Annotated in this window: 16 protein-coding genes, 2 pseudogenes and 2 riboswitches; of the genes and pseudogenes, 6 read left to right on the forward strand and 12 right to left on the reverse strand. The window is 55.8% G+C overall.

Translation table 11 applies throughout. The features are described 5' to 3' along the window. Positions 1 to 36: 36 nt before the first annotated feature. From AC3WJN_RS14910 to AC3WJN_RS14940, 7 genes are all read right to left on the reverse strand, one after another. The gene (locus tag AC3WJN_RS14910) at positions 37 to 2,124 is read right to left on the reverse strand and encodes an ABC transporter ATP-binding protein (protein WP_007776461.1); all 2,088 of its coding nucleotides are present in this window, start codon (positions 2,122 to 2,124) and stop codon (positions 37 to 39) included. 27 nt (positions 2,125 to 2,151) lie between these two features. Further along, complete coding sequence (locus tag AC3WJN_RS14915) at positions 2,152 to 3,894, reverse strand: ABC transporter ATP-binding protein (RefSeq protein WP_005826618.1); 1,743 nt, start codon at positions 3,892 to 3,894, stop codon at positions 2,152 to 2,154. Positions 3,895 to 4,121: 227 nt separating this feature from the next. Then, positions 4,122 to 4,676 carry a GNAT family N-acetyltransferase gene (locus AC3WJN_RS14920; RefSeq protein WP_007776467.1) on the reverse strand — a complete coding sequence of 185 codons (555 nt, stop codon included), beginning with the start codon at positions 4,674 to 4,676 and terminating at the stop codon, positions 4,122 to 4,124. A gap of 160 nt (positions 4,677 to 4,836) precedes the next feature. Further along, complete coding sequence (gene mtnA, locus AC3WJN_RS14925; protein ID WP_005826621.1) at positions 4,837 to 5,877, reverse strand: S-methyl-5-thioribose-1-phosphate isomerase; 1,041 nt, start codon at positions 5,875 to 5,877, stop codon at positions 4,837 to 4,839. Further along, positions 5,874 to 7,103, reverse strand: coding sequence for an S-methyl-5-thioribose kinase (gene mtnK, locus AC3WJN_RS14930; protein ID WP_005826623.1), 1,230 nt, complete (start codon positions 7,101 to 7,103; stop codon positions 5,874 to 5,876). The genes mtnA and mtnK overlap by 4 nt, the downstream gene beginning before the upstream one ends. 180 nt (positions 7,104 to 7,283) lie before the next feature. Next, a riboswitch (SAM riboswitch) is annotated at positions 7,284 to 7,429 on the reverse strand. Positions 7,430 to 7,521: 92 nt separating this feature from the next. Continuing rightward, positions 7,522 to 8,715: an anti-sigma factor gene (locus AC3WJN_RS14935; protein WP_007776475.1), complete on the reverse strand. Its 1,194-nt coding sequence runs from the start codon at positions 8,713 to 8,715 to the stop codon at positions 7,522 to 7,524. Continuing rightward, entirely contained in the window at positions 8,712 to 9,230 is a 519-nt protein-coding gene (locus AC3WJN_RS14940; RefSeq protein ID WP_035316625.1) for a sigma-70 family RNA polymerase sigma factor, read from the reverse strand. The genes AC3WJN_RS14935 and AC3WJN_RS14940 overlap by 4 nt, the downstream gene beginning before the upstream one ends. 157 nt (positions 9,231 to 9,387) lie before the next feature. After that, a riboswitch (SAM riboswitch) is annotated at positions 9,388 to 9,538 on the forward strand. Between the two features lie 119 nt (positions 9,539 to 9,657). Here AC3WJN_RS14940 and AC3WJN_RS14945 point away from each other — a divergent pair. From AC3WJN_RS14945 to AC3WJN_RS14960, 4 genes are read left to right on the forward strand one after another with little or no spacing between them, the layout of a single operon-like run. After that, a complete protein-coding gene (locus tag AC3WJN_RS14945) occupies positions 9,658 to 10,872 on the forward strand; it encodes a 2,3-diketo-5-methylthiopentyl-1-phosphate enolase (protein ID WP_007776480.1) in 1,215 nt (404 codons plus the stop codon). After that, on the forward strand, positions 10,869 to 11,537 hold the full coding sequence (locus AC3WJN_RS14950) for a 2-hydroxy-3-keto-5-methylthiopentenyl-1-phosphate phosphatase (RefSeq protein ID WP_005826634.1): 669 nt from the start codon (positions 10,869 to 10,871) through the stop codon (positions 11,535 to 11,537). Before AC3WJN_RS14945 ends, AC3WJN_RS14950 begins: the two co-directional genes overlap by 4 nt. 3 nt (positions 11,538 to 11,540) lie before the next feature. Continuing rightward, complete coding sequence (locus tag AC3WJN_RS14955) at positions 11,541 to 12,194, forward strand: methylthioribulose 1-phosphate dehydratase (protein WP_005826636.1); 654 nt, start codon at positions 11,541 to 11,543, stop codon at positions 12,192 to 12,194. Positions 12,195 to 12,211: 17 nt separating this feature from the next. Further along, positions 12,212 to 12,724: a 1,2-dihydroxy-3-keto-5-methylthiopentene dioxygenase gene (locus AC3WJN_RS14960; RefSeq protein ID WP_005826638.1), complete on the forward strand. Its 513-nt coding sequence runs from the start codon at positions 12,212 to 12,214 to the stop codon at positions 12,722 to 12,724. Between the two features lie 78 nt (positions 12,725 to 12,802). Here the strand turns inward: AC3WJN_RS14960 and AC3WJN_RS14965 are convergent, their stop codons facing one another. The 3 genes and pseudogenes from AC3WJN_RS14965 to AC3WJN_RS14975 all read right to left on the reverse strand — a co-directional run bounded on the left by AC3WJN_RS14965 (position 12,803) and on the right by AC3WJN_RS14975 (position 16,544). After that, the gene (locus AC3WJN_RS14965; RefSeq protein WP_007776484.1) at positions 12,803 to 13,927 is read right to left on the reverse strand and encodes a Ger(x)C family spore germination protein; all 1,125 of its coding nucleotides are present in this window, start codon (positions 13,925 to 13,927) and stop codon (positions 12,803 to 12,805) included. After that, a pseudogene (locus tag AC3WJN_RS14970) lies at positions 13,924 to 15,014 on the reverse strand (GerAB/ArcD/ProY family transporter). The gene AC3WJN_RS14965 and the pseudogene AC3WJN_RS14970 overlap by 4 nt, the downstream one beginning before the upstream one ends. Then, positions 15,011 to 16,544: pseudogene (locus tag AC3WJN_RS14975) on the reverse strand (spore germination protein). Before AC3WJN_RS14975 ends, AC3WJN_RS14970 begins: the two co-directional pseudogenes overlap by 4 nt. Before the next feature lie 456 nt (positions 16,545 to 17,000). Between AC3WJN_RS14975 and AC3WJN_RS14980 the strand changes: the two are divergent. Together AC3WJN_RS14980 and AC3WJN_RS14985 are read left to right on the forward strand one after the other, a co-directional pair. After that, positions 17,001 to 17,447, forward strand: coding sequence for a GerAB/ArcD/ProY family transporter (locus tag AC3WJN_RS14980; protein ID WP_007776502.1), 447 nt, complete (start codon positions 17,001 to 17,003; stop codon positions 17,445 to 17,447). A gap of 49 nt (positions 17,448 to 17,496) precedes the next feature. After that, a complete protein-coding gene (locus AC3WJN_RS14985; RefSeq protein ID WP_492329298.1) occupies positions 17,497 to 18,144 on the forward strand; it encodes a Ger(x)C family spore germination C-terminal domain-containing protein in 648 nt (215 codons plus the stop codon). Between the two features lie 84 nt (positions 18,145 to 18,228). On the opposite strand, the gene AC3WJN_RS14990 is transcribed toward AC3WJN_RS14985, so the two are convergent. Beyond that, a complete protein-coding gene (locus AC3WJN_RS14990; RefSeq protein WP_005826652.1) occupies positions 18,229 to 20,007 on the reverse strand; it encodes an acyl-CoA dehydrogenase FadE in 1,779 nt (592 codons plus the stop codon). Positions 20,008 to 20,043: 36 nt separating this feature from the next. Then, positions 20,044 to 21,222 carry an acetyl-CoA C-acetyltransferase gene (locus AC3WJN_RS14995; protein WP_005826653.1) on the reverse strand — a complete coding sequence of 393 codons (1,179 nt, stop codon included), beginning with the start codon at positions 21,220 to 21,222 and terminating at the stop codon, positions 20,044 to 20,046. Between the last annotated feature and the right edge of the window lie 5 nt (positions 21,223 to 21,227).

Consider the following 21,227-nt stretch of genomic DNA (forward strand, 5'->3'; position numbering starts at 1 on the left):
GTTGAAGCTCCTTTCCCCTAAATCCTCTGTAAACCTCTATCCATTCACTTTAACAGAAAGACTCCCTTGTTGAAGCTGGTACATTTTTTGATACAGTCCATCCTGTGCCATCAGCTCGTCATGCGTTCCCCGCTCCACGATTTCCCCGCGGGACAATACGAGAATCTGGTCCGCGTGCTGGATCGTCGACAGCCGATGGGCAATGATAAACGTCGTCCGCCCGCGCGACAGGACGTGCAGCGCTTCCTGGATCGCCAGCTCGGTTTCGCTGTCGATGCTCGCCGTCGCTTCGTCGAGAATCAAAATCGCCGGATCGGCCACAAGCGCCCGGGCAAACGAAATGAGCTGCCGCTGTCCCGCAGACAACGTCATGCCGCGCTCGACAACCGGCTCGTCGTACCCTTGCGGCAGGCGCGTAATAAATTCGTCGGCCCGCACTGCCTTGGCGGCCTGCACGACTTTTTCATCGGAAATCGCATCGTTGTACATGCGAATGTTGAAGCCGATGCTGCCCGTAAACAAAAACGGGTCTTGCAGCACCAGCCCGATATGACTGCGCAGCGAGTGCGTGTCGATCTGGCGCATGTCTTTTCCGTCGATCAGGATGCGCCCTTTTGTCACCGGATAAAAGCCGAGCAAGAGGTTCATCAGCGAGCTTTTCCCTGATCCGGTATGGCCGACGAGCGCGATCGTCTGGCCCGGCTTCGCGGTGAACGAAACGTTTTTCAGCACGTACTCATCTTCGTTGTAAGCAAACGACACCTGGTCGAACACCACTTCCCCGCGCGGCCGCGCGATTGGCGTCCCCGCTGTTTGCGATTCGGCCGCCGTGTCCAAAATATCGAAGACGCGTGTGGCCGAGATCGTCGCCTGCTGCATTTGCGACAGGCGGTTCATAATCATGTTGATCGGCTCGAAAAAGCGACCCATGTAGTCTACGAAGGCAAACAGCGCCCCGAACGAAATGACGCTGTGAAACGACGCGGAGCCGTAGTACCAGATAATCAAGGTCAGGGCGATTTTCCAGATCAGGTCGACAGCGGGCCGCAGCAGGAGCGACTCCAGGTTGATTTCCTTCATCCGCACCTTGAAGTAGCTTTCGTTCACCTGCGCAAACTCTTTTTGCACGCCTTCCTCGCGGCGAAACGCCTGGACAATCGCCATGTTTTGAATCATCTCGTTGATCGTCGCGTTCATGTCGCCGAGCTTCGCCCGAATCACCGCGTAGTAGCGGGAGCTGTACTTTTGATAGACGTAGACCAAGAGCGCGAGCAGCGGCACAGTCAGACAGCAGAACAGGGCCAGTTGCGGCTGGAGCACGAACAGCGCGATCAAGATTCCGAGCAAATAAATGCCGTTTTGCACAAACGTAGCAAGCACGCTCACGTACAGCTCGCGAATCGCCTCGGTGTCGTTGCTCACGCGGGAGACGAGCGAGCCAACCGGCGTCTTGTCAAAAAAGGAGACCGGGAGCTTCTGCAAATGCACGAACAGCTTCATCCGCATCTGTTGAATGATGCGCTGGGCGATCGTTTGCAGCCACAAAATCTGAATGTAGTTGAAGCACGCCGACAGCAAAATCAGCGCTCCGTACCCTAACGACAGCCAGATGATCGGCTGCACGTCGTTTTGGTACATCGCCAAAACTTCTTCGCCCGTCAGCCGGATTCCTGTCGGAGCCGCACTCGTCCCCGCCGCATCGCCCGCCGTCACCGCAAAGCGCTCCCGGCCATTTTCCGGCTCGATGGGCGTGAACTGCTTCTCGCCGTTTTGCTCGATTTTTCCCTCGATCAAGTAATACGTCGTGCCTGCCGCAACTACGGTCGCTTCGCTCGCCTGGATGCTGCCGGGTGTCAAGCCCGCATCGGCCAGCGCATCCTCCCGTATATAGTAGCGATCGTTTATCGCAACCACCAGGTCCTCGGGCACCTGCGGCTTTTGTTCAAACTCGTACCAGGGCTTCTGGATGGCGAGGATGTGATTGTCGATCATCGCCTTGGCCAGAAATGGTCCCGCCAGCTCCGCACTCGTCCCGAGCAGAAGCAGGATCAGCGCTCCCCCTATTTGCTTTTGAAACGGCCGCGCAAATGCGGCCAGCCGCTTCCATACGTGTTCTTTCCCCACGAAACGCTCTCCCTCCCTCTTCACGGCTTAGCCGGCAACATCCCGCTCCATTTGCTGTCTGCGATACTGCTCCGCATACCAGCCGTTTTGCTGCATCAGCTCATCATGTGTTCCCCGCTCGACAATCCGGCCTTCGTCCAGCACGAGAATCAGCTCGGCGTGTTGCACGGCAGACAGGCGGTGAGCGGTAATAATCGTCGTTTTGGCGGCGCGCTCCTCGCGCAAATGACGCAAAATCGCCTCTTCCGTCCGGGCGTCGACCGCCGACAACGAATCGTCGAGAATGAGGATGCCTGCATCGAGCAGCAAAGCCCTGGCAATCGAAATCCGCTGCTTTTGCCCGCCGGAGAGGGTCACGCCCTTTTCGCCCACCATCGTTTGCAGGCCATCGCGGAACTGGGCCAGATCATTGCTCATTTCCGCCAGCTTGAGCGCGTGCAGTACCTCCGCCTCTGTCGCTTGCGGCCGGCCAAACGCTACATTTTCCGCAATCGTCCGCGAGAACAGTAAATGCTCCTGCGGCACATAGGCGATTTTTTCCCGCAGCGCTGCAAATGACAGTTTTTCAATCGGCACTCCGCCGACAAACAGCGACTGCTCCTTCAACTCGTATTGATGCAACAGGGCGCGGCACAGCGTCGACTTCCCGCTCCCCGTCCGCCCGACAATGCCCAGCGTCTCGCCTGCCCCGAGCGAAAAGGTGATGTCAGTGAGCGCAGGCTTTTCACTGCCCGGGTAGGCAAAAGAAAACTGGCGAGCTTCTACCGTATTCGGCGTCTCGGCCGTCACCGGGTGGGCGACTTCCTTCACATCCGGCTGTTCCACCAAAAGCTCGGAGAGGCGCTTGTGGGACGCTCCGCCGCGCTGCAGCACGTTGACTAGCCAGCCAAAGGCGAACATCGGCCAGATCAAAAGCCCGAGGTACAGGTTAAAAGCGACCAGATCGCCCAAAGAAATCGCGCTCGTAAAGACGAGGTATGTTCCATAGCCAAGCCCGATCAGGAAGCTGAAGCCGATAATGATCGCAATCGTCGGCTCGAACAGCGCGTCGATCCGCGATACGCTCACGTTGCGCTCCAGCGTTTTTTCACTGACCCGGCGATAGGCTTCAATGTCTTCCTTTTCCTGCACAAACGCACGCAGCACACGCACGCCGGAAACCGATTGCTGCACGTGGTCGTTCATCTCGCCAAACGCTTCCTGGGCGAGATAAAAGCGCTCGTGCAGCAGTCTGCCGTAGTAGGCGGTCGACCAGGCCAAAAAAGGCATCGGGATCAGCGCCGCCAACGTCAGCTTCCAATCGATGACCGTCACCATGACCCCGAGCGTCAACAGCGTCATGAACAGCGAATCGACCAGCGTGAGCACGCCTGTACTCGCCGTTTGCTCGATCGCCGGAATGTCGTTGGTCGCGACAGCCATCAGATCGCCGCTGCGCTTGCGATGGTAAAACGACGGCGTCATCCGCGTCAGGTGCGCAAACAGACGCTCGCGCAAAGTCCGCTCCAAAATCAGCGCACCGCCGTTGAGCAAGTGTCGCCAGGCAAAACGCATCGCGTACAGCCCGACACCAAGCGAGAGCAGGATCGCAACCGTCCTGGTCAAATCCTGCGTCGTCAAAGAGCTGTTGCGCATCGCATCGACCGTCTCTCCGATCAGACGAGGCGGCCAAAGCATCAGGACGTCGATGAGAAATAAAAACAAGATACCGATTGTGTACCGTTTCCAGTACGCGCGAAAAAACCACGATAGCTCCTTGAGTGTATGCAAGCAGATCCCCCTCCCATGATGTAGCCTTGTATGGAACTCAATTGCAGCCAGCGCTTTTCTCCTGGGCAACTGCACCTTTCCAGCGAATGGACAAACCCGGCTGCGCCAAACCAAACCATGGGCGAAACCGTAATTGTACTAATATATAAAAAAGGCGCGCGCATCACGCACCCCTTCTTGCTTCCTTCATCGTAATTTACTGAATTTTCTTTGTCAATCCAACTTTTTCAGCTACGTCTTGCCAGCCATTCTTCCTTCAACATGCTGTACACGGCATGGTCGACAAAATGGTCGTACAGAAACTCGTTGCGGCGCAGGATTCCTTCCAGTTGAAAGCCCAGCCGCTCCGGGATCGCTCTGCTCCTGTAATTTTCCGTCGCCGCCTGAATCGTGACCTTTTCCAGCCCCCACGAGCCGAAAATAAGCTGGTCCATGTACGCCGCCACTGCCCCGGTCATCAGTCCCTTGCCCTGGAACTGGGCGCCGAGCCAATAGCCGATCGCCGTTTTCTTGTTGATCCAGTCAATATTGTGCACGCCCAGCGTTCCGGCCAGCCGTCCGTTGTGCCAGATTCCGTAGTGAATGCCCTGATTGTCGTTATGCTGCTGGATCGTTCGCTGGATAAAATGGCTCGTATCCTCGACACGCTTCGTAAAATTCAGCCAAGGCAGCCATTCCTTCAGGTAGGGTCTGTTGGTGTCCGTGAGCCAGAACATTTCGGCGGCATCGGACAGCTCAAGCTGTTTGAGAAACGTCTCCTCATTAATCGGTATCCTTCTCATGCAAAAGCCCTCCTTATATTATGTAGATGCAGCGACTAAAGACTGGCAAACGACTGCTTACGCTCGATTATGCGACCGGAGCCATTGTTTGGCAAGCGGCAGGGACGCTTCTTGCGCAAAAAGCGCCCGCCAGCGAACTGGCAGACGCTCATGAGCGTGATTATTGTTTGCTTTTCGCAATCTCTTCCGGTTTGAAAATGCCCGTCTCGGTGACAATCGCCGTAATGTATTGGGCAGGCGTCACATCGAACGCCGGATTGTACACTTTGATGTCGTCAGGTGCTACCTGTTTGCCCAGGCCGTGCGTGATCTCCTCGGCCGGACGCTCCTCAATCGGAATGTCCGCGCCTGTCGGTGTTGCCAGGTCGACTGAGGACAGGGGAGCTGCCACGTAAAAAGGAATGCCGTGCGCCTTTGCCAAAACCGCTACCCCGTAGGTGCCGATCTTGTTGGCGACATCGCCGTTGGCCGCCACGCGGTCCGTTCCGACGACGACCGCCTGCACTTTGCCCTGCGACATCACCATCGCCGCCATGTTGTCGCAGATCAGCGTGACGTCGATGCCCGCCTGCTGCAATTCATACGCGGTCAGGCGAGCGCCTTGCAAGACGGGACGCGTCTCGTCTGCATATACTTTCAGATTCCAGCCGCGTTCCTTGGCCAAATAAAAGGGAGCCGTAGCCGTTCCGTACGCTGCCGTCGCCAGCGCCCCCGGATTACAGTGCGTGAGAACGCCCATGCCGTCTTGCAGCAGCGTGAGCAGATGCTCTCCGATCGTCCGGCACACCTCGGCGTCTTCCTTTTGAATCGCCAGCGCTTCGTCAAGCACAGCGGCTTTCAGCTCTGCGATTGGCAGGGCAGCGTCTTTTTTCACGCGCGCCTTGATCCGGTCGAGCGCCCAGAACAGGTTGACAGCGGTAGGGCGGGATGTGCCCAGGTAGTCTGCCTGGCGGTTCAACTCCTGCCAAAACGCTTCGTACGTCTGTGCCTCGCTGCCGCGAATCCCCAGGTACAATCCATATGCTGCGGCCATGCCGATTGCCGGCGCGCCGCGCACTTCCAGGCGGCGAATGGAGCCCCATACTTCTTCTGCGGTCGTCAGCCGCAAGTAAATCGTCTCTACTGGCAAACGCGTCTGGTCAAGCAAGACGAGCGCGTCGTCTTCCCACTTGACTGGCGTTGTTTGTGTACTGGTTGTCATACTGTCGTTGCCTCCTGATAGTAGCGTGCGGTTACCTGGCGGACGATGTCCGTGATGTCTGTCGATTCGTCGACGTTGCTGCGGCCGAGAATCAGCGCTTCTCCGATCGCCAGCGCCAGTCGCTCGGCTTCTGCCCGTTTTTCATCGTCTGCGATGGTGTTCAGATCAGCCACTCCCGCAAGCCCGATCACGCGGCGCAAAATTTTGCAGCCGGCATAGCCCGCCGTGTCCTGAATCAGTCGCTTCACGTAGCTTTGCCACAAACCTTCGACGTGAGCGCTGCGCTCTTTTGCCTGTTTGTGCCAGAGCTGAACGAACTGGGAAACGAATTCGTTCCAGACATCTTCCACCGTTTCCAGTAAGTATTCGCGGTACGAGTCGCGTTCTCCTGGGTCTTCTTGCAATCCGTGTTGACCTGCGTAGTTGAGCAGCAGGTTGGCGATGACCGCGCCGATGTCAAAGCCGATTGGCCCGTAGTAGGCAAATTCCGGGTCGATCGCTTTCAGGCTCGTCTCGGTGATGAAAATGCTGCCCGTGTGCAAGTCGCCGTGCAGCAGCGCTTCTGCGCGCGTGAGGAAGTCGTATTTCAGCTTGGCGATCTCCAGCTTGAGCGGCTTGTTGTTCCAGATCGCTTCCACTTCCCGGCGAATCAGCGGGTTGAAGTCGTTGGTCGGCGCATTTTCGTACGGATCGGTAAAGACGAGATCTTCTGTGATTTTGCACAATTCCGGATTTATGAATGTTCCGACGAGCGCTTTTTTGTCGTACGGATGCGCGCCCAAATCCGATGTGTAGAACAAGGTGTGCGCGAGAAAACGGCCGATCTGCTTCGGAAAAAGCGGATAGCGCTTGCCCTCAATCAAGCCTTTGCGCATGATGATGTGGTCGCCTACGTTTTCCATCACCGTCAGGGCCAGCTCCTGATCGAAGTGGTACACTTCCGGCACCAGGTCCGGTACGTATTTGTGCTGGATGCGAAGCGCTTCGCTCTCGATCCGGGCGCGGTCGATGGTCAGCGGCCACGACTCGCCCACGACTCTCGCAAACGGCAGCGCCTGCTTCACGATCACTTTTTTTCCGGTAGCCGACTCCTGAATATCGAACACCAGATTCAGGTTCCCGTCCCCGATTTCGCGGCTGGTCAACTCGGCCCCCTCTGTAAACAGACCCGGCAAGCCTTTTACGTACTCTACTGCTTCCTGTTCAGTCAATGCGCGGTATGCCATGATTGATTACTCCCCTCGTTAAGTAGTTTCTCTCTATCTGTAGCGGACTGGTCATATCCCCCAGCCTTGCGGTCAAACGGTGTCATGCGGCAATCGGCGTTCGTGCTGTGACATACAAAAAGACCTCTTTTCCGAAGAAAAGAGGTCGCTGTCGTCACGTACAAATAACGTGTCATGTCCCCCTTATCTTCCAGACCACTTTTGTTTCTGCAGGAATTAGCACCGTGCACGTCGCTTTTTGCTTCAATCGCTGCTCGCGTTGAAATCGCGTCGTGTCGGTTGCCGGGTATCATCGGGCCAGTCCCTCCACCTTCTCTGGATAAGGTATCCAAACGTATGCGGTTTTGATTTAGTTTGAATCATACAACCTGCGGTTCCACGATGTCAACACTCTTTTTTTGCAAAAACGGCTCGCCTTCTACCAGCTATTCTGCGTCCCCGAGGCGGCGGGGCGCTCCCAGTTCCACCAGTCGATTTTGCCGACAAACGCGGCGGTAATCGACTTTTCCTCCTTGAGCCTGAGCAGCTCCTTCGTCGGCCCGGTCAGGACGGCGCCGTAGATGCGCACGCCTTTTTCCTGCAAATAGCGATAGCGCTCCTCGAGTTGCGGATTGCCGCCCGAAAGCAGCGCGTAGCCCATGTCGCGCGCCAAGCTTTTTTGCTCGGTCAAATACTTCATCTCGCCCATGAAGGCGGCCATTCGCCGCTCGCCTTCTCCGTTCACCTGAATCGGCGCGGTTCCGTAATCCAGCTCCCGCTCGGCAAAGCCCCAGACCTCCCCCGGGCCGAGTAGCAGATTGCCGGCTTCCCCGTCAACTTGTTTCACCTCCACGCCAGTGTCGACGGCAAACCAGACCGTCTCCTGGTTGTAGCTGCTGACATGGCGGGAAACCAGCTCGACATACTGCTCATACGTCAGGAAGCTGTCAAACGAGATCGCCAGTTGGGAAACCGTTCCTTCCGGCAGCTTTTCCAGCGTCGTCCAGGCAGGCGTGCGCAAAAAGGACGTGTCTTCTTCCGGTTCTCCGGCCGATAGCGGATAGCGGAAAAACAGCTTTTGCTCCCTGACGCCCCCTGTCCACTCCGGTCTGGCGCTCACGTTCCACAGCACATTCGTGCTCCGAAAGCGGCCAGCGCTTTTGGCCTCCTTGCCAACCTGCTCTCGCAGCTCCATGTCGATGCTGCCGTACAACAGCCCCACCTGCGAGCCGCTGCTGCCCACGCTCACGCCAGGCTGGGTAAAATTGACCATGTCCCGTGCCACCCGGAACAAATCGTCATGCATCAGCGTCCCCACCCAGCCGTTTACGAACAGCAAGAGCACACCCGCGAGGCAAGGAATCGCGAAGGCATAGAAGGAGGTCGTCAGCCTGTTTTTCCACTTTCCCCGGCGGACGATCGCCCGTTGTCTTGCTTCCGAAAGCCCTGGCGCAGCCTCCTGCTTGCCGTCTGTCCCTTGTTCTTCCCCGAGCAATAGCCGTTCCAGCCGCTTCCCGTACTCTTCGTCGTCTGCCAGTTCCTCGCCCAGCCGTTTCGCTTCCTCGCCCGTCAAATCCCCTCTCAGGTAAGCAAGCAGTTTTTGCTCGCGGTCATCCCCGTTTTGGTTCGTCATAGCCCTTCCTCCTTCCACAGTTGCCGCATCTTTTGCCGTCCCCGAAACAGGGAGCGCTTGACATCCGCCAGTTCGATTCCCAGCACCTCCGCCATTTCCGCGTAGGAAAACTGCATCGCCGACAGCAAAATCACCTGTCGCTGCTTTTCCGGCAGCCGCTCCAAACAGGCGGATGCAGCCTCCCACAACTCCTGGTTCACGAGCTGGTCAGCGGGATCGACGGCGGAAGCATCCAGTCGTTCCGGCACGCTCCCGACGTAATCGACTGGCCGCCGCTTCTGTTTGCGATGCCAGTCCACGAAGGCGTGGTATGCTACCTTGAACAGCCACGGCCGCACTTTTTCCCCGTGATAGTCATCCAGGGAGGCATACGCGCGAAAAAAAGTCTCCTGCGTCAAGTCTTCCGCCTGCCTCCGATCGCGTGTGAGCCGGAAAAGATAGCGGTATATATCGTTTACGTGCAACTGGTACACGTCCTCCAAGCCTACTTTCCCAATGCCTCCACACCCTTTCATCCGATACCACGCACGCTGAGTAAAAAAGTTTCACTTGCTGCCTCCTTTTCCCTGTGAGCAGATGCACATTCTCGGAAAAACAAAGATTGACTAGCGGAACGAGAAGGCATATCATGGGTGTATCGCACACGGATAGATGACGTGTGAACCACATAAACTCTTATCGCGAGCTGGCTGAGGGACTGGCCCTATGATGCCCGGCAACCGGCGCTATTTTTTTGCGTTCGACAAAAATAGCGAAACGGTGCTAATTCCAACGGATAAGAGTCGGAGCTGTTTGTTCCGGCTACTGACCCGAGAGATGAGAGGAGACGAGACGTTTTCATAGTCGACAACCGCCTCCCCGCTCAAGTGGGGAGGCTTTTTTGCATGATTACATGTTTCGAAACGACCACGACAGCTTTTCAAGCTGCCAAGGAGGACTAGCATGAGTGAGCAACGCATCCTCGTCACCTATTTGACACAAGCCAAAGACTTGAACAAAAAAGCCGCTGCCATCGCAGTCGGCATGACGGTCGGCTCCTGGACGGACTTGCCCGCTGCCAAGCAAGCGGAGCTGGCGCCGTACCTAGGCGAAGCCGTCAGCGCCACTCCGCTGGAAACATTGGAAAACGGGGATGTGCGCGGGCTGATTACCGTCAGCTACCCGACCCGCAACTTCACCAGCGACATTCCTTCGCTCTTGACCGGAATTTTCGGCAAGCTCTCGATGGACGGAAAAATCAAGCTGGTCGACATCGCTTTTCCCGACTCGTTCCTCCAGGCTTTTCCCGGACCGAAGTTCGGCATAGACGGACTGCGCGGACGACTGGACGCCCAAAACCGTCCGCTCCTGATGAGCATTTTCAAATCTTGCCTCGGCCTGCCGTTCGACGATCTGAAAACGCAATTTAAAGCACAGGCGCAGGGCGGCGTCGATTTGGTCAAAGATGACGAAATTTTCTTCGCGGACGACCGCGCACCGTTTTTGGAGCGCATCCAGGCGTTCAAACAGATCGCCCTGGAGACCGAAGCCGAGACAGGCAAGCCTGTCCTCTACGCCGCCAACCTGACCGGGCCGATCAACGAGCTGAACGAAAAGGCAAAACGCGCGGTCGAAGCGGGCGCCGACTGCCTGCTGTTCAACGTGCTGGCCTTCGGCTTCGATGCCCTGCACCGCCTGGCAGCCGATCCGGATGTCAACGTCCCGATCATGGCGCACCCGGCGCTCGCAGGCGCGTACTATCCGTCGCCTGACTACGGCATCGCCACGCCGCTTCTGCTCGGCACCTTGATGCGGATCGCCGGAGCAGACCTGGTGCTGTTCCCGTCTCCGTACGGCAACGTGGCGCTGGACAAGACAGAAGCGCTGCAACTCGCCCACAACTTGACGACGCCGCTGGAGGGCGTGCGCCGCTCGTTCCCGGTTCCGTCCGCAGGCATTCATCCCGGACTCGTGCCGCAGTTGTATCAGGACTTCGGTCTCGACCAAATCGTCAACGCGGGCGGCGGCATTCACGGCCACCCCGGCGGCGCGACGGCCGGAGCGAAAGCTTTTGTCGACGCAATCGCTGCCGTCACTGCCGGGCGCAGCCTGGAAGAAGCCGCTGCCGGATCGCCTGAGCTTGCCATCGCCCTGGAAAAGTGGGGTGGCGCACGATGAGCAAAAAGCTCGTGCTGTTCTGCGATTTCGACGGAACGATTACGGAAAAAGACAACATCGTCGCGATTGTGAAAAAGTTCGCTCCCCCCGAATGGGAAGCACTCACCAAACAAATTCTTTCGCAACAAATAAGCGTACAGGAAGGCGTCGGCAAGCTGTTTCAGTTGCTCCCTTCTTCCTTGCGCCAGGATATTGTAGACTACATCGTCCAGGAGGCTACGATTCGCCCCGGCTTCGCTGACTTCGTCCGCTTTTGCCGCGAGGAAGGCATCGAGCTTTTGATTACGAGCGGCGGCATCGACTTTTTCGTCCAGCCGATTCTCGCTCCGTTTGACCTTAGCGGTGTCCCGATCTACTGCAACGGCAGCGACTTCTCCGGCGAGAACATCACGATCACGTGGCCGCACTCCTGCGACGAGCAATGCACAAACGGCTGCGGCATGTGCAAGACGACCATCATTCGCCGCTACGACCCTGCCACTCACTATCGCGTCGTCATTGGCGATTCGATCACGGACCTGGCTGGCGCAAAGATCGCCGACTACGTCATCGCCCGCTCCTTCCTCGCCGAGAAGGCACAGGAGCTTGCGCTGCCGCACAGCACATTCGCGACCTTCCACGACGTGATTGGCACGCTGACCGAACTGAAACAGGAGGTTGTCTAATCCATGACCGCAACACTCGAACAACGTCTGGACGCTTTTCGCCGTCTGGACGACGCCAAGCTGACATTTGCCCGCCGGGACTGGTTTCCCGGTACCAGCGGCAATCTCTCGATCAAAATCCAGAACGAGCCGCTGCAATTTGCCGTAACCGCAAGCGGCAAAGACAAGACCAAGCTGTCGCCGGAAGACTACCTCGTAGTCGATCGAGATTCCCGCCCTGTAGACGCGACTTCGCTCAAGCCGTCCGCAGAGACGTTGATCCACGCCGTCGTCTATCAAAAGTTCCCGCAGGCAGGTGCCTGCTTCCACGTCCATACCGTCTGGAACAACCTCATCTCCGAGCTGTACTTCGGCCAGCGCGCCTTCTCCATCCAGGGGCAAGAGCTGATTAAAGGCTTGGGCATTTGGGAGGAAAACGCGCGTATCACTGTTCCGATTGTTGAGAACTTTGCCGATATTCCGACCCTGGCCGCCGCGATTGAAAAAGTCATCACCCCGGAAATTCCGGGCGTGCTCATCCGCAACCACGGCATTTACGCATGGGGCGGCAACGACTTTGAAGCGAAGCGCCACCTGGAAGCATTTGAATTTCTGTTCGAGTACCACGCCCGCTGGCTGCAACTGCGCCAAGCCGTCGTGTCCACTACAACCAATTAACCAAGGAGGCAAACAAGATGGCACAAATTCGTTTCCACGACACTAACGAGTACATTTCCGCACCGGAGGAAGTCATTTCCTTCCTGGACAGCCAAGAGATCATTTACGAAAAATGGGGCGTAGACCGCCTCGATCCCAAGCACCGCGACAACTACAGCCCGACAGAGGAAGAAAAACAGGAGATTCTCGCCGCCTTCAAGCCGGAGATCGACGCGATCAGCGAGCGCCGCGGCTACCTGACTGCCGACATCATCGTCCTCTCTGACAAAACCCCTAACCTCGATGAGCTGCTCGTGAAATTCAAGAACGAGCATCATCACACCGACGACGAGTGCCGCTTCTGCGTAGACGGCCACGGCATTTTCGCGATCAAGGGCAAAGACGGGCGCTACTTCGACGTCGAGCTTGAGCCAGGCGACCTGATCTCCGTACCGCCGAACTTCCGCCACTACTTCACCTTGATGGACGACCGCAAAATCAAGGCAATCCGCCTGTTCGTCACTCCTGCAGGCTGGGAGGCTATCTACTGATACGTATCGCAAAAACAAACAAGCACCTTGGACCATAGCCTTGGCGACAAGGTGCTTTTCCTTTTTCCTGCTATTTACTCACTTAATGACGCCATTGCCTATAATCGACACCTCCGGCACAATACGGACATCGGCTCTGGCAAATGCCGCCGGCCAATCTTCCTGTACCTTTTTCCACTCCTCGTACTCATAGGCACGGGCGTACACGCCAAAGCCAAACGGGTCTGTTCCACTCTCCTGGCACTTTGTGACCAGATTTGCGAACTCTTTGCGCAGTTCCTCGCTAATCATTTGCTCCATTTTCCTGTAGTCTTGTTCCATGTCGAACAAAAACAGCCTTTCGGTGATGGAAATGCGAATTTTCATTTTTACGTCGAATTGAAACCGATTGTTACGGTAGCTTGTTTTCACGGAGCGATTGACGCCATTCACCAAAAAACTGAGCCGATCCCTCGCTATGTGATTGCTGCCACCGTTTACGGGAAGCGGAAGCGTCAAGGATGTCTCTCCCTGCTTTTGATGACGGAGCATCTGCAACAGCATCGTATCTCTTGGCTCGAGCAGCGTAGCGTACTTGCCGCCCTTGTTTAGCAGTGCCGTCCCCAATACTTTAACAGAGCGTCCTGAATTGATTTCAGCGAGTAACGGTGTGCCTCCTTTTTCAAACATTTGTCGATGAAATTCCTGTAACCTTGTTGTTACTGTCAAATTCCTTTGGCTTGCCTTATCGAGCAGCCTGGTTAGGTGAAGCGGAAGCCGCGGCTTATCCGTCGGATTAAAATTGAACAGCTCCTTGACCGGCCCGTCGCAAACGATCACTCGCGCATTCACCGTAAATCGCGCATCGCGAAACATCACATCCATAATGGGAAACCAATCGGGATGTTCCAACAGTTTTTTCCCGATAACGAACACCTGTATTTTGCCTGATAACGAAAGGCCCGTCACCAGCCCGTCAAACCGTCCTCTTGCCTGACGGAGCGATTCTATCTTGACTCCGTACTCCTCTTCCTTATCCTTGGCTTCCTTGCTGAACACCGGACTCGATAAATAGACGAGAAGCTGATCTTTTTCATTCAGATCTATCCCTGTCATCAGGGTGATCGTCGCGTCTTCCAGATCAATCCGATCCACACACCCCGTCAGCAGGGAGACTACACACAAAATCAATAGAACGTGTACGTATCTTTTTATAACCTTCACTCCTTCACTGACCTACGCAGCAGCCAGATCGGCACAAAAGCCAGAACGGGCAGCGCGTATCCGAATAGCAAACCGCCAGTGCTCCACCACTGCTTCCATTTGAGTAAATCCATGAACGTAGGCGTATACAGCCAAAGCAGTAAAATAACCAACAGCAAAGCGATGCCTAAATGCTTGCGATGATCTGCTGCACCGAACAATTGACTTGACGAGAAGACTGAAAAATACAGATAAGGGAAGCTGGTTGTAGACAAGTAAAATAAATAGAAAGCGAGAAAGATAATATCCATTCGTTCCAAAAATCGATACTCAATCACCTTCCATAAATTCAATGTTGGCCACGTATATTGTAGAATTTCATCGGGGTTGAAAAACACGAAACTGAACAAGGTGATGTTCATAAAAATCAGCATGGACAACGTATTGGCCACAACGATACCAAGGACTGCATACTGCTTTTTCTGCAAAAAAGATAGAGAAAAAAAGCCAGTTCAAATCCTAAAAAAGACAGAACCGTTGATTTTATTCCCGCCAGAATCGGCCACCACCCTTCCTTGAAAACAGGGAGCAAATAAAGCCAGTTCGTTTTCGGCAAGACAGTGACCAAGACGATCGGCATCCACAGCGTCAGATAAAAGATCAGCTCGGCATACCGTCCAAGCACCCGCAAGCCGCCTTGGAGAACCATATAAGCCGGAATGGCCAGCAAAATAACTACCATGTAAATCGGTGTCTGACTAAGAATCCACGTATTGACGATGGCCGCAGTGTTGGCCATGACAGTGAAAGAGGCAAAACCGCAATAGACGGCGATTCCTGCAACACAGACTTTCCCCAGCCATTTACCCAAAAACAACGGCTGCAGATCCACAATCGTTTTGCCGGGATAGCGCTTCATGATGCCGATGATGACCAGGCTGACCGCCATAGCCGCGAACCAACCAATCAAAATTGAGAGCCATCCGTCCGTCCCTGCCACCTCGGCCAGCTCTCGCGGCATGGACAACACCCCGATCCCTACCTGCGCACCGTGAATCAAATAAATGTACTGGAAGACCGTCAGTTCATTGAAGGCATATTTTTTCATTCGCCATCTCCCCTTGGACGATTATCTCCCTGCCTTCTCGCTTGAATGGCCCTCGTACTGACTGGCCGATCCCGCATCGTCCAAAACGGCAAGCGGACAAAGAAATCTTTCCAGTCGCTGAAACGAGCGGGCGCGAGCGGACTTCCGTAGGGAACGCCAAGCGATTCCAACTGGATCAGATGGGCAATGAGGCCCATCAGCCCGACGATAATCCCGACGATACCGAACAAAGCAGCCAGCACCATCATGAGAAACCGGAGCAGTCTAACCGCAGACCCCATATCGTAATTCGGGATGATAAAGGAGGAGATCGCTGTAAACGCGACCACAATCACCATGATGTTGCTGACAATCCCCGCCTGAACTACTGCCTGTCCAATGACGATCCCCCCCACGATGCCTACCGTCTGTCCGATGGGCGTTGGCAGCCTGACCCCTGCTTCCCGCAGCATTTCCATAGTCAGCTCCATAAGCATCGCTTCGAGTAAAGGCGGAAAAGGCACTCTCTCTCGACTCTCCGACCGATAAAATCAAGTCGAGCGGAATCACCTCGTAGTTAAACGAGATCAGGGCGATGTAGAGAGCCGGAAGAAAGGTCGCGATGATAAAAGCCAGCCCCCGCAACAGACGAATAAACGACGAAACAAGCCAGCGCGTGCTGTAATCGTCCACGTTTTGAAAAAAGGAGGAAAAGGTGGCAGGGCCAATCAAGACGCTGGGAGAACGGTCTACCACGACGGCGATCTTGCCTTGCAAAATGTGCGAGGCCACCGAATCGGGCCGCTCCGTCATCATCAACTGCGGAAAAGGGGAAAACGGATTGTCCTCAATCAACTCTGCCAGCTCGCCTGTATTGAGAATCGAGTCGATCTTGATCTGCTTGATCCGGTCCTCCATTTCTTGCAAAACCTCCGGATGTGCGACATCTTGCAAAAATAGGATCGACACCCGGGTAGCTCCCCTGTCCCCTATCCAAAATTCCTTGATTTTCAACTCCCGATTAGGCAAGTAGCGGCGAATCAGGGCGATATTTTGCATCCCTGTCTCCACAAACCCCTGGTGGGCGCCCTTCAAAGACGCTTCCAGTTGCGGGTCCTCAATCGCCCGCTGCGGCCAGCCGTGCGTATCGAGAACGAACGCCTCGTTGCGCCCTTCTACAAACATGATACAGCTGCCGTCGAAAATCTCCTTTTCAACGGTGCGAAAATCGCGGGCAATCGAGACATCTCCTACCGACAGCAGGTCGAGAATTCCCGCTTTTCCCCGATCCCGCTGAGCCAGCATCGGCCGCAGCACATTGTTGTTGATGGAGTTTTTTTCCACAAGCCCAGTTAAATACACGATCGCTGCCGAACCTTCGAGCATACTGCTTTCAAACGTGCGAATCACCAGGTCAGGTGTCAGCGTGAATATGCGCTCCAGTTCGCTAATATTTTCGCCCAGGCTGTCGCTTATCGGGTGGGCATGGGACGGCTGAATTCTGTCTTTTGCCGACACCCGTTTCCTTCTCAGCCATCCTCTCATCGTCATCTCGAACCGTTCCCCATCCTCTGCTCAGTATGTTCTCTTAGCTTTCGTGGCAGCTTCCAAAAATATGCATGCAACCTTCGAAGGCACGCCTGTCCTGTCGCATAAATCGAGACGACCTGCAAATACTGACAAAAGAACTGGAACAGTCTGGCGGGAGAACTATGAAAAACGGACTAGCTTTTACTCAAATCGTAGCAATACTGATGCTGGCCAACGGCTTGATGAACCATGTCATCGTCATCCCCATGATGCTCGACTCCGCCAAGAGAGATTCGTGGATTTCCGTCCTTTTTGCCGGGGCTCTCTACCTGATCTGGACGTGCTTTCTTTACTTTATCTATCTGAGAACCGGGCGCGAACACCTTTTTGTTCGGTTGCAGAACCGATACGGCTTCTTCGTTTCCCGCCTGTTGGCGCCACTGACCTCTCTATTGCTTTATTATCGGGAAGATGACCATGACAGACACGGTCACCTGGATCAACCTGTCTTTTGCTCCCCAGACTCCGCTGACGGTTCACACTGTCCTCTTCGCCGCTTTGTGTCTCGTCAACGCTCTGTTCGGGATACGCTCCATTGCAATGACGTCGACGGTGTTGTTGCCAGTCGTCGTAGAGTTTTTCGTGATGTCCACGAATTTTCAGAACAAAGACTACCGCCTGCTTCTGCCGATCATGGAAAACGGGATGGCCCCGGTGCTCAAAGGCATGATGTACGCGGGAAGCGGCTTTGTGGAACTGCTCCTGTTTTTGTTTCTGAAGCATCATCTGAAAAGCAAAGTGCCTTACTATCAGTTTTTCTCGCTGGCGATGTCGCTGATTGACTTGACCTTGGGGCCGAACGATTGGCGCGATCGTCGAATTTGGCCCGGCGGAAGCCGCCAAGCTGCGCTACCCGGCCTATGAAGAGTGGCGGCTAGCCAATATCGGCATTTATATCGAGCATCTCGATTTTTTGAGCATTTACCAATGGTTCAGCGGGGCTTTCACCCGAATCGCGCTCGCCCATCTGCTGATCGTGGAAATCTGGATGATACCTGGCGGGCGAAAACGGATCTGGTGGCTGACCGGACTCTTTTTCCTTTCGTCGACGCTCTCGCTCCTGCCGCTCAGCGCCATCCAGTTTTACAGCTTGCTGGCCGCGCTCCGAGCTGCTCGGCTTGCGCTGGATGGACAAGCATGTAGTCCGTACGCTTTTGGAGGTAAAAAAGACAAACAGACGCTCGCCATGCTCGTGCTCGAAAAGCCAAAAGCAGCCATACGTCCGGTGCTCCCCGGCGAGAACGTCGTTTTTCAGGTGGATGTCGACATCTCCGGCTTTATTACCCAGCTTTTCCGCCAAGGCCCTGTGCGGGAAATCGAAATCGAAACGGAAGCAGCCAAAAAAATCGAGGAAGAGATTCGCGGACTGTTTGAAAAAGGGCTGAAGCTGGGCGCAGACACTCTCCAGCTCGGGCACACGCTCTATCGCAAGCACCCGCATGAGTGGCACAGACTGCAAAAATACAGCGCGCTCCCGCTTCGCCCCGACATGCTGGAGTCGGTAAACGTGCAGGTGCACATCAACGACGGCGGTATTTCCAAAGTGAAGCAAAAGCCTTGAGCCAAGCTTTTTGGCTGCGGGCAAAAGAAAAAGGAGCAAAGAATGACTCTTCGCTCCTTTTTTCTGTATGCGTGTCTGTGCGGTTTACACCACGTATCCGCCTGCTTCGATGACGCGATCGGCAATCGACCGTTTCAGCGCAACCGTATTGATCGGCGTACGGCGTGTCAGCTTTTTCAGGATCGAGAGGCGCAGGCGCAGCTCATCTCCTTCTTCCATGGCAGCGAGCGCTTCCTTCGCCCACGCTTCGATGCGATCAAACGCTTCATGCACATAGACCGCTGTCAACTCCAGCTTTTGCTGCTCCGCTTCCAGTCCGTTGGCCGCAATCGCTTTTTCCGTGCGCTTCACGATGCTGTCCATTGCGTACAGCTCGATCAGCATGTCGGCAGCGAACGCCAGCAGCTCCTGCTCCTTGGAAATCGCTTGCTGGTACTTCATCAGCGCGGAGCCTGCCACCATCAGGATGATTTTGCGCGTCATGCTGAGCAGGTGCTTCTCCACCGCGAGCGGCGCTTCCTCGATCTCCTCCGGGTAATAGCTCATCAGCTCGGCTTGCAGGCTGGTCGCTGCTTGCAGAAGCGGCAGCTCGCCCTTCATCGCCTTTTTCACCAACGTGTCCGGGATGAGCAGTCGGTTGATCTCGTTCGTGCCTTCAAAAATCCGGTTGATCCGCGAGTCGCGGTACATGTTTTCGATCTCGTACTCGGACATGAAGCCGTATCCGCCGTGGATTTGCACGCCTTCGTCCACGCAGTAGTCCAAAACTTCCGTAGCAAACACTTTGTTGATCGAGCATTCGATGGCGTAGTCGGCAATCGCCTTCGCGACTTCTGCGCCGTCATCCGCTTTTTCGCCCAGGCGGCCGAGCGCGGTGTCGAACAGGCCGACTGTCCGATAGACGGAGCTTTCTGCGGCGTACGCTTTGATCGCCATGTTCGCCAGTTTGTTTTTAATCAAAGTGAAATTGGCGATTGGCGTTTTAAACTGCTTCCGCTCCTTCGCGTAGTTCGTCGCCAGCTCCAGCGCTTTTTTCGCGGAGCCGACTGCGCCGACTGCCAGCTTGTAACGGCCTACGTTCAGGATGTTAAAGGCGATGACGTGGCCTCTGCCCGGCTCGCCCAACAAGTTTTCCACAGGCACGGGCACATCCTGCAAAATGACGGTGCGAGTCGAGGAGCACTTGATGCCCATTTTCTTCTCTTCCGGTCCAAACGATACGCCAGGGAAGGTGCGCTCGACGATGAAGGCCGTGAATTTTTCCCCGTCGATTTTCGCATAGACGATAAACACGTCAGCAAAGCCTGCGTTCGTGATCCATTGCTTCTCTCCGTTGAGGATGTAATGCTTGCCGTCAGCAGAGAGAGTCGCTGTCGTTTTGGCTCCCAGCGCGTCGGAGCCGGAGCCTGGCTCTGTCAGGCAATAGGCCGCGATCCGTTTTCCGGACGCCAGATCAGGCAGATAGCGCTGCTTCTGATCTTCGTTTCCAAAGTACACGATCGGCAGCGAGCCGATGCCCACATGTGCGCCATAGCTCAGCGCGAAGCCGCGCGCAAGCGAAAACTTTTCGGTGACCAAAGCCGTGCTGACTTTATCCAGGCCAAGTCCTTCGTACTTCTCCGGCACATCGCCAGCCAACAGGCCAAGCTCCCCTGCTTCCTTCAGCAGACGGACGGAAATGTCGAAGTTGTGCTGCTCCAATTCTTCCAGATGCGGACGAACTTCGTTGACGACAAAGTCCTCCGTCGTTTTCGCGATCATTTTTTGCTCCTCGCTGTACTCCTCCGGCACGAACACGTCGTCTGCCGAACCTGCGTCAATCAAAAAGCTTCCACCACGGATCAATTCTTTCGTATCTGCCATGCTATCCCTCTCCTTTTATGAAAATGGACGTACGTGCTAGATCATTTCAAAAACGCCTGCGGCTCCCATGCCTCCGCCGATACACATAGTGACGACGCCGTACTTGCCGCCTCTGCGCTTCATTTCATTCAAGAGCGAGACGGTCAGCTTCGCGCCGCTGCAACCGAGTGGATGGCCCAAGGCGATAGCGCCGCCGTTGACGTTTACTTTTTCCGGGTCCAGGCCAAGCTCTCGAATGACCGCAATCGACTGGGACGCGAATGCTTCGTTCAGCTCGAACAAATCGACGTCGTCCAGGCTGATCCCCGCCAGCTTCAACGCTTTCGGGATCGCGACGACCGGACCGATCCCCATGACATCCGGGTCCACCCCGCCAACGGTAAAGGAGCGGAACTTCGCGATAGGCGAAACGCCCAGCTCTGCCGCTTTGTCGGCTGACATGACGATCACCGCTGCCGCGCCATCGCTCGTTTGCGAGGAGTTCCCGGCCGTTACGCTGCCCTGCACGTGGAAGACCGGCTTCAGCTTGGCGAGCGCCTCCAGCGTCGTATCTGGGCGCGCGCCTTCGTCCTTGTCAAAAATGCGCTCGCGGATATGCACCTTTCCGGCTTCGTCTACCGTGTACTGCTTCACCGTCAGCGGCACGATTTCGTCCTGGAACTTGCCCGAGCTGATCGCCGCAACCGCGCGCTGATGGCTGCGGAGCGCAAACGCATCCTGGTCTTCGCGGGTCACATGGTAGCGCCGCGCCACTTCCTCCGCCGTATGCCCCATGCTCATGTACGCCTCAGGCTTCGTCTCCACCAGTGTCGGATTGAGCGCGACCTTGTGGCCGAGCATCGGCACGAGGCTCATGCTCTCCACTCCGCCTGCCACGACCACGTCCGAGCTGCCGACCATAATCTGTTGCGCGGCATAGGCAATCGTCTGCAAGCCGGAGGAGCAAAAACGGTTGATCGTAATGCCCGCGACATTTGTCGGCAGTCCGGCGCGCAGTCCGATCAGCCGCGCCATATTCATGCCCTGCTCTGCTTCCGGCACCGCCGTCCCCATGATGACGTCCTCGATATCCGCCGGGTCCAGTTGCGGAACGCGGCGGAGCAAATCCGCTACGACGGCTGCCCCCATGTCGACGGGATGTACGTCTTTGAGACTTCCTTTTTTCGCTCGGCCGACCGCAGTCCGGGCCCCTGCGACAATTACTGCTTCTCTCATCGTTT

The organism is Brevibacillus sp. FW306-2-1A-C05A, assembly GCF_058781555.1.

Excerpts from the sequence above, each read along its gene's own strand:
- AC3WJN_RS14920 (WP_007776467.1), bottom strand. The coding sequence starts at position 4,676 with ATGAGAAGGATACCGATTAATGAGGAGACGTTTCTCAAACAGCTTGAG.
- mtnA (WP_005826621.1), bottom strand. The coding sequence starts at position 5,877 with ATGACAACCAGTACACAAACAACGCCAGTCAAGTGGGAAGACGACGCG.
- mtnK (WP_005826623.1), bottom strand. The coding sequence starts at position 7,103 with ATGGCATACCGCGCATTGACTGAACAGGAAGCAGTAGAGTACGTAAAA.
- AC3WJN_RS14935 (WP_007776475.1), bottom strand. The coding sequence starts at position 8,715 with ATGACGAACCAAAACGGGGATGACCGCGAGCAAAAACTGCTTGCTTAC.
- AC3WJN_RS14940 (WP_035316625.1), bottom strand. The coding sequence starts at position 9,230 with ATGAAAGGGTGTGGAGGCATTGGGAAAGTAGGCTTGGAGGACGTGTAC.
- AC3WJN_RS14945 (WP_007776480.1), top strand. The coding sequence starts at position 9,658 with ATGAGTGAGCAACGCATCCTCGTCACCTATTTGACACAAGCCAAAGAC.
- AC3WJN_RS14950 (WP_005826634.1), top strand. The coding sequence starts at position 10,869 with ATGAGCAAAAAGCTCGTGCTGTTCTGCGATTTCGACGGAACGATTACG.
- AC3WJN_RS14955 (WP_005826636.1), top strand. The coding sequence starts at position 11,541 with ATGACCGCAACACTCGAACAACGTCTGGACGCTTTTCGCCGTCTGGAC.
- AC3WJN_RS14960 (WP_005826638.1), top strand. The coding sequence starts at position 12,212 with ATGGCACAAATTCGTTTCCACGACACTAACGAGTACATTTCCGCACCG.
- AC3WJN_RS14980 (WP_007776502.1), top strand. The coding sequence starts at position 17,001 with ATGACAGACACGGTCACCTGGATCAACCTGTCTTTTGCTCCCCAGACT.
- AC3WJN_RS14990 (WP_005826652.1), bottom strand. The coding sequence starts at position 20,007 with ATGGCAGATACGAAAGAATTGATCCGTGGTGGAAGCTTTTTGATTGAC.
- AC3WJN_RS14995 (WP_005826653.1), bottom strand. The coding sequence starts at position 21,222 with ATGAGAGAAGCAGTAATTGTCGCAGGGGCCCGGACTGCGGTCGGCCGA.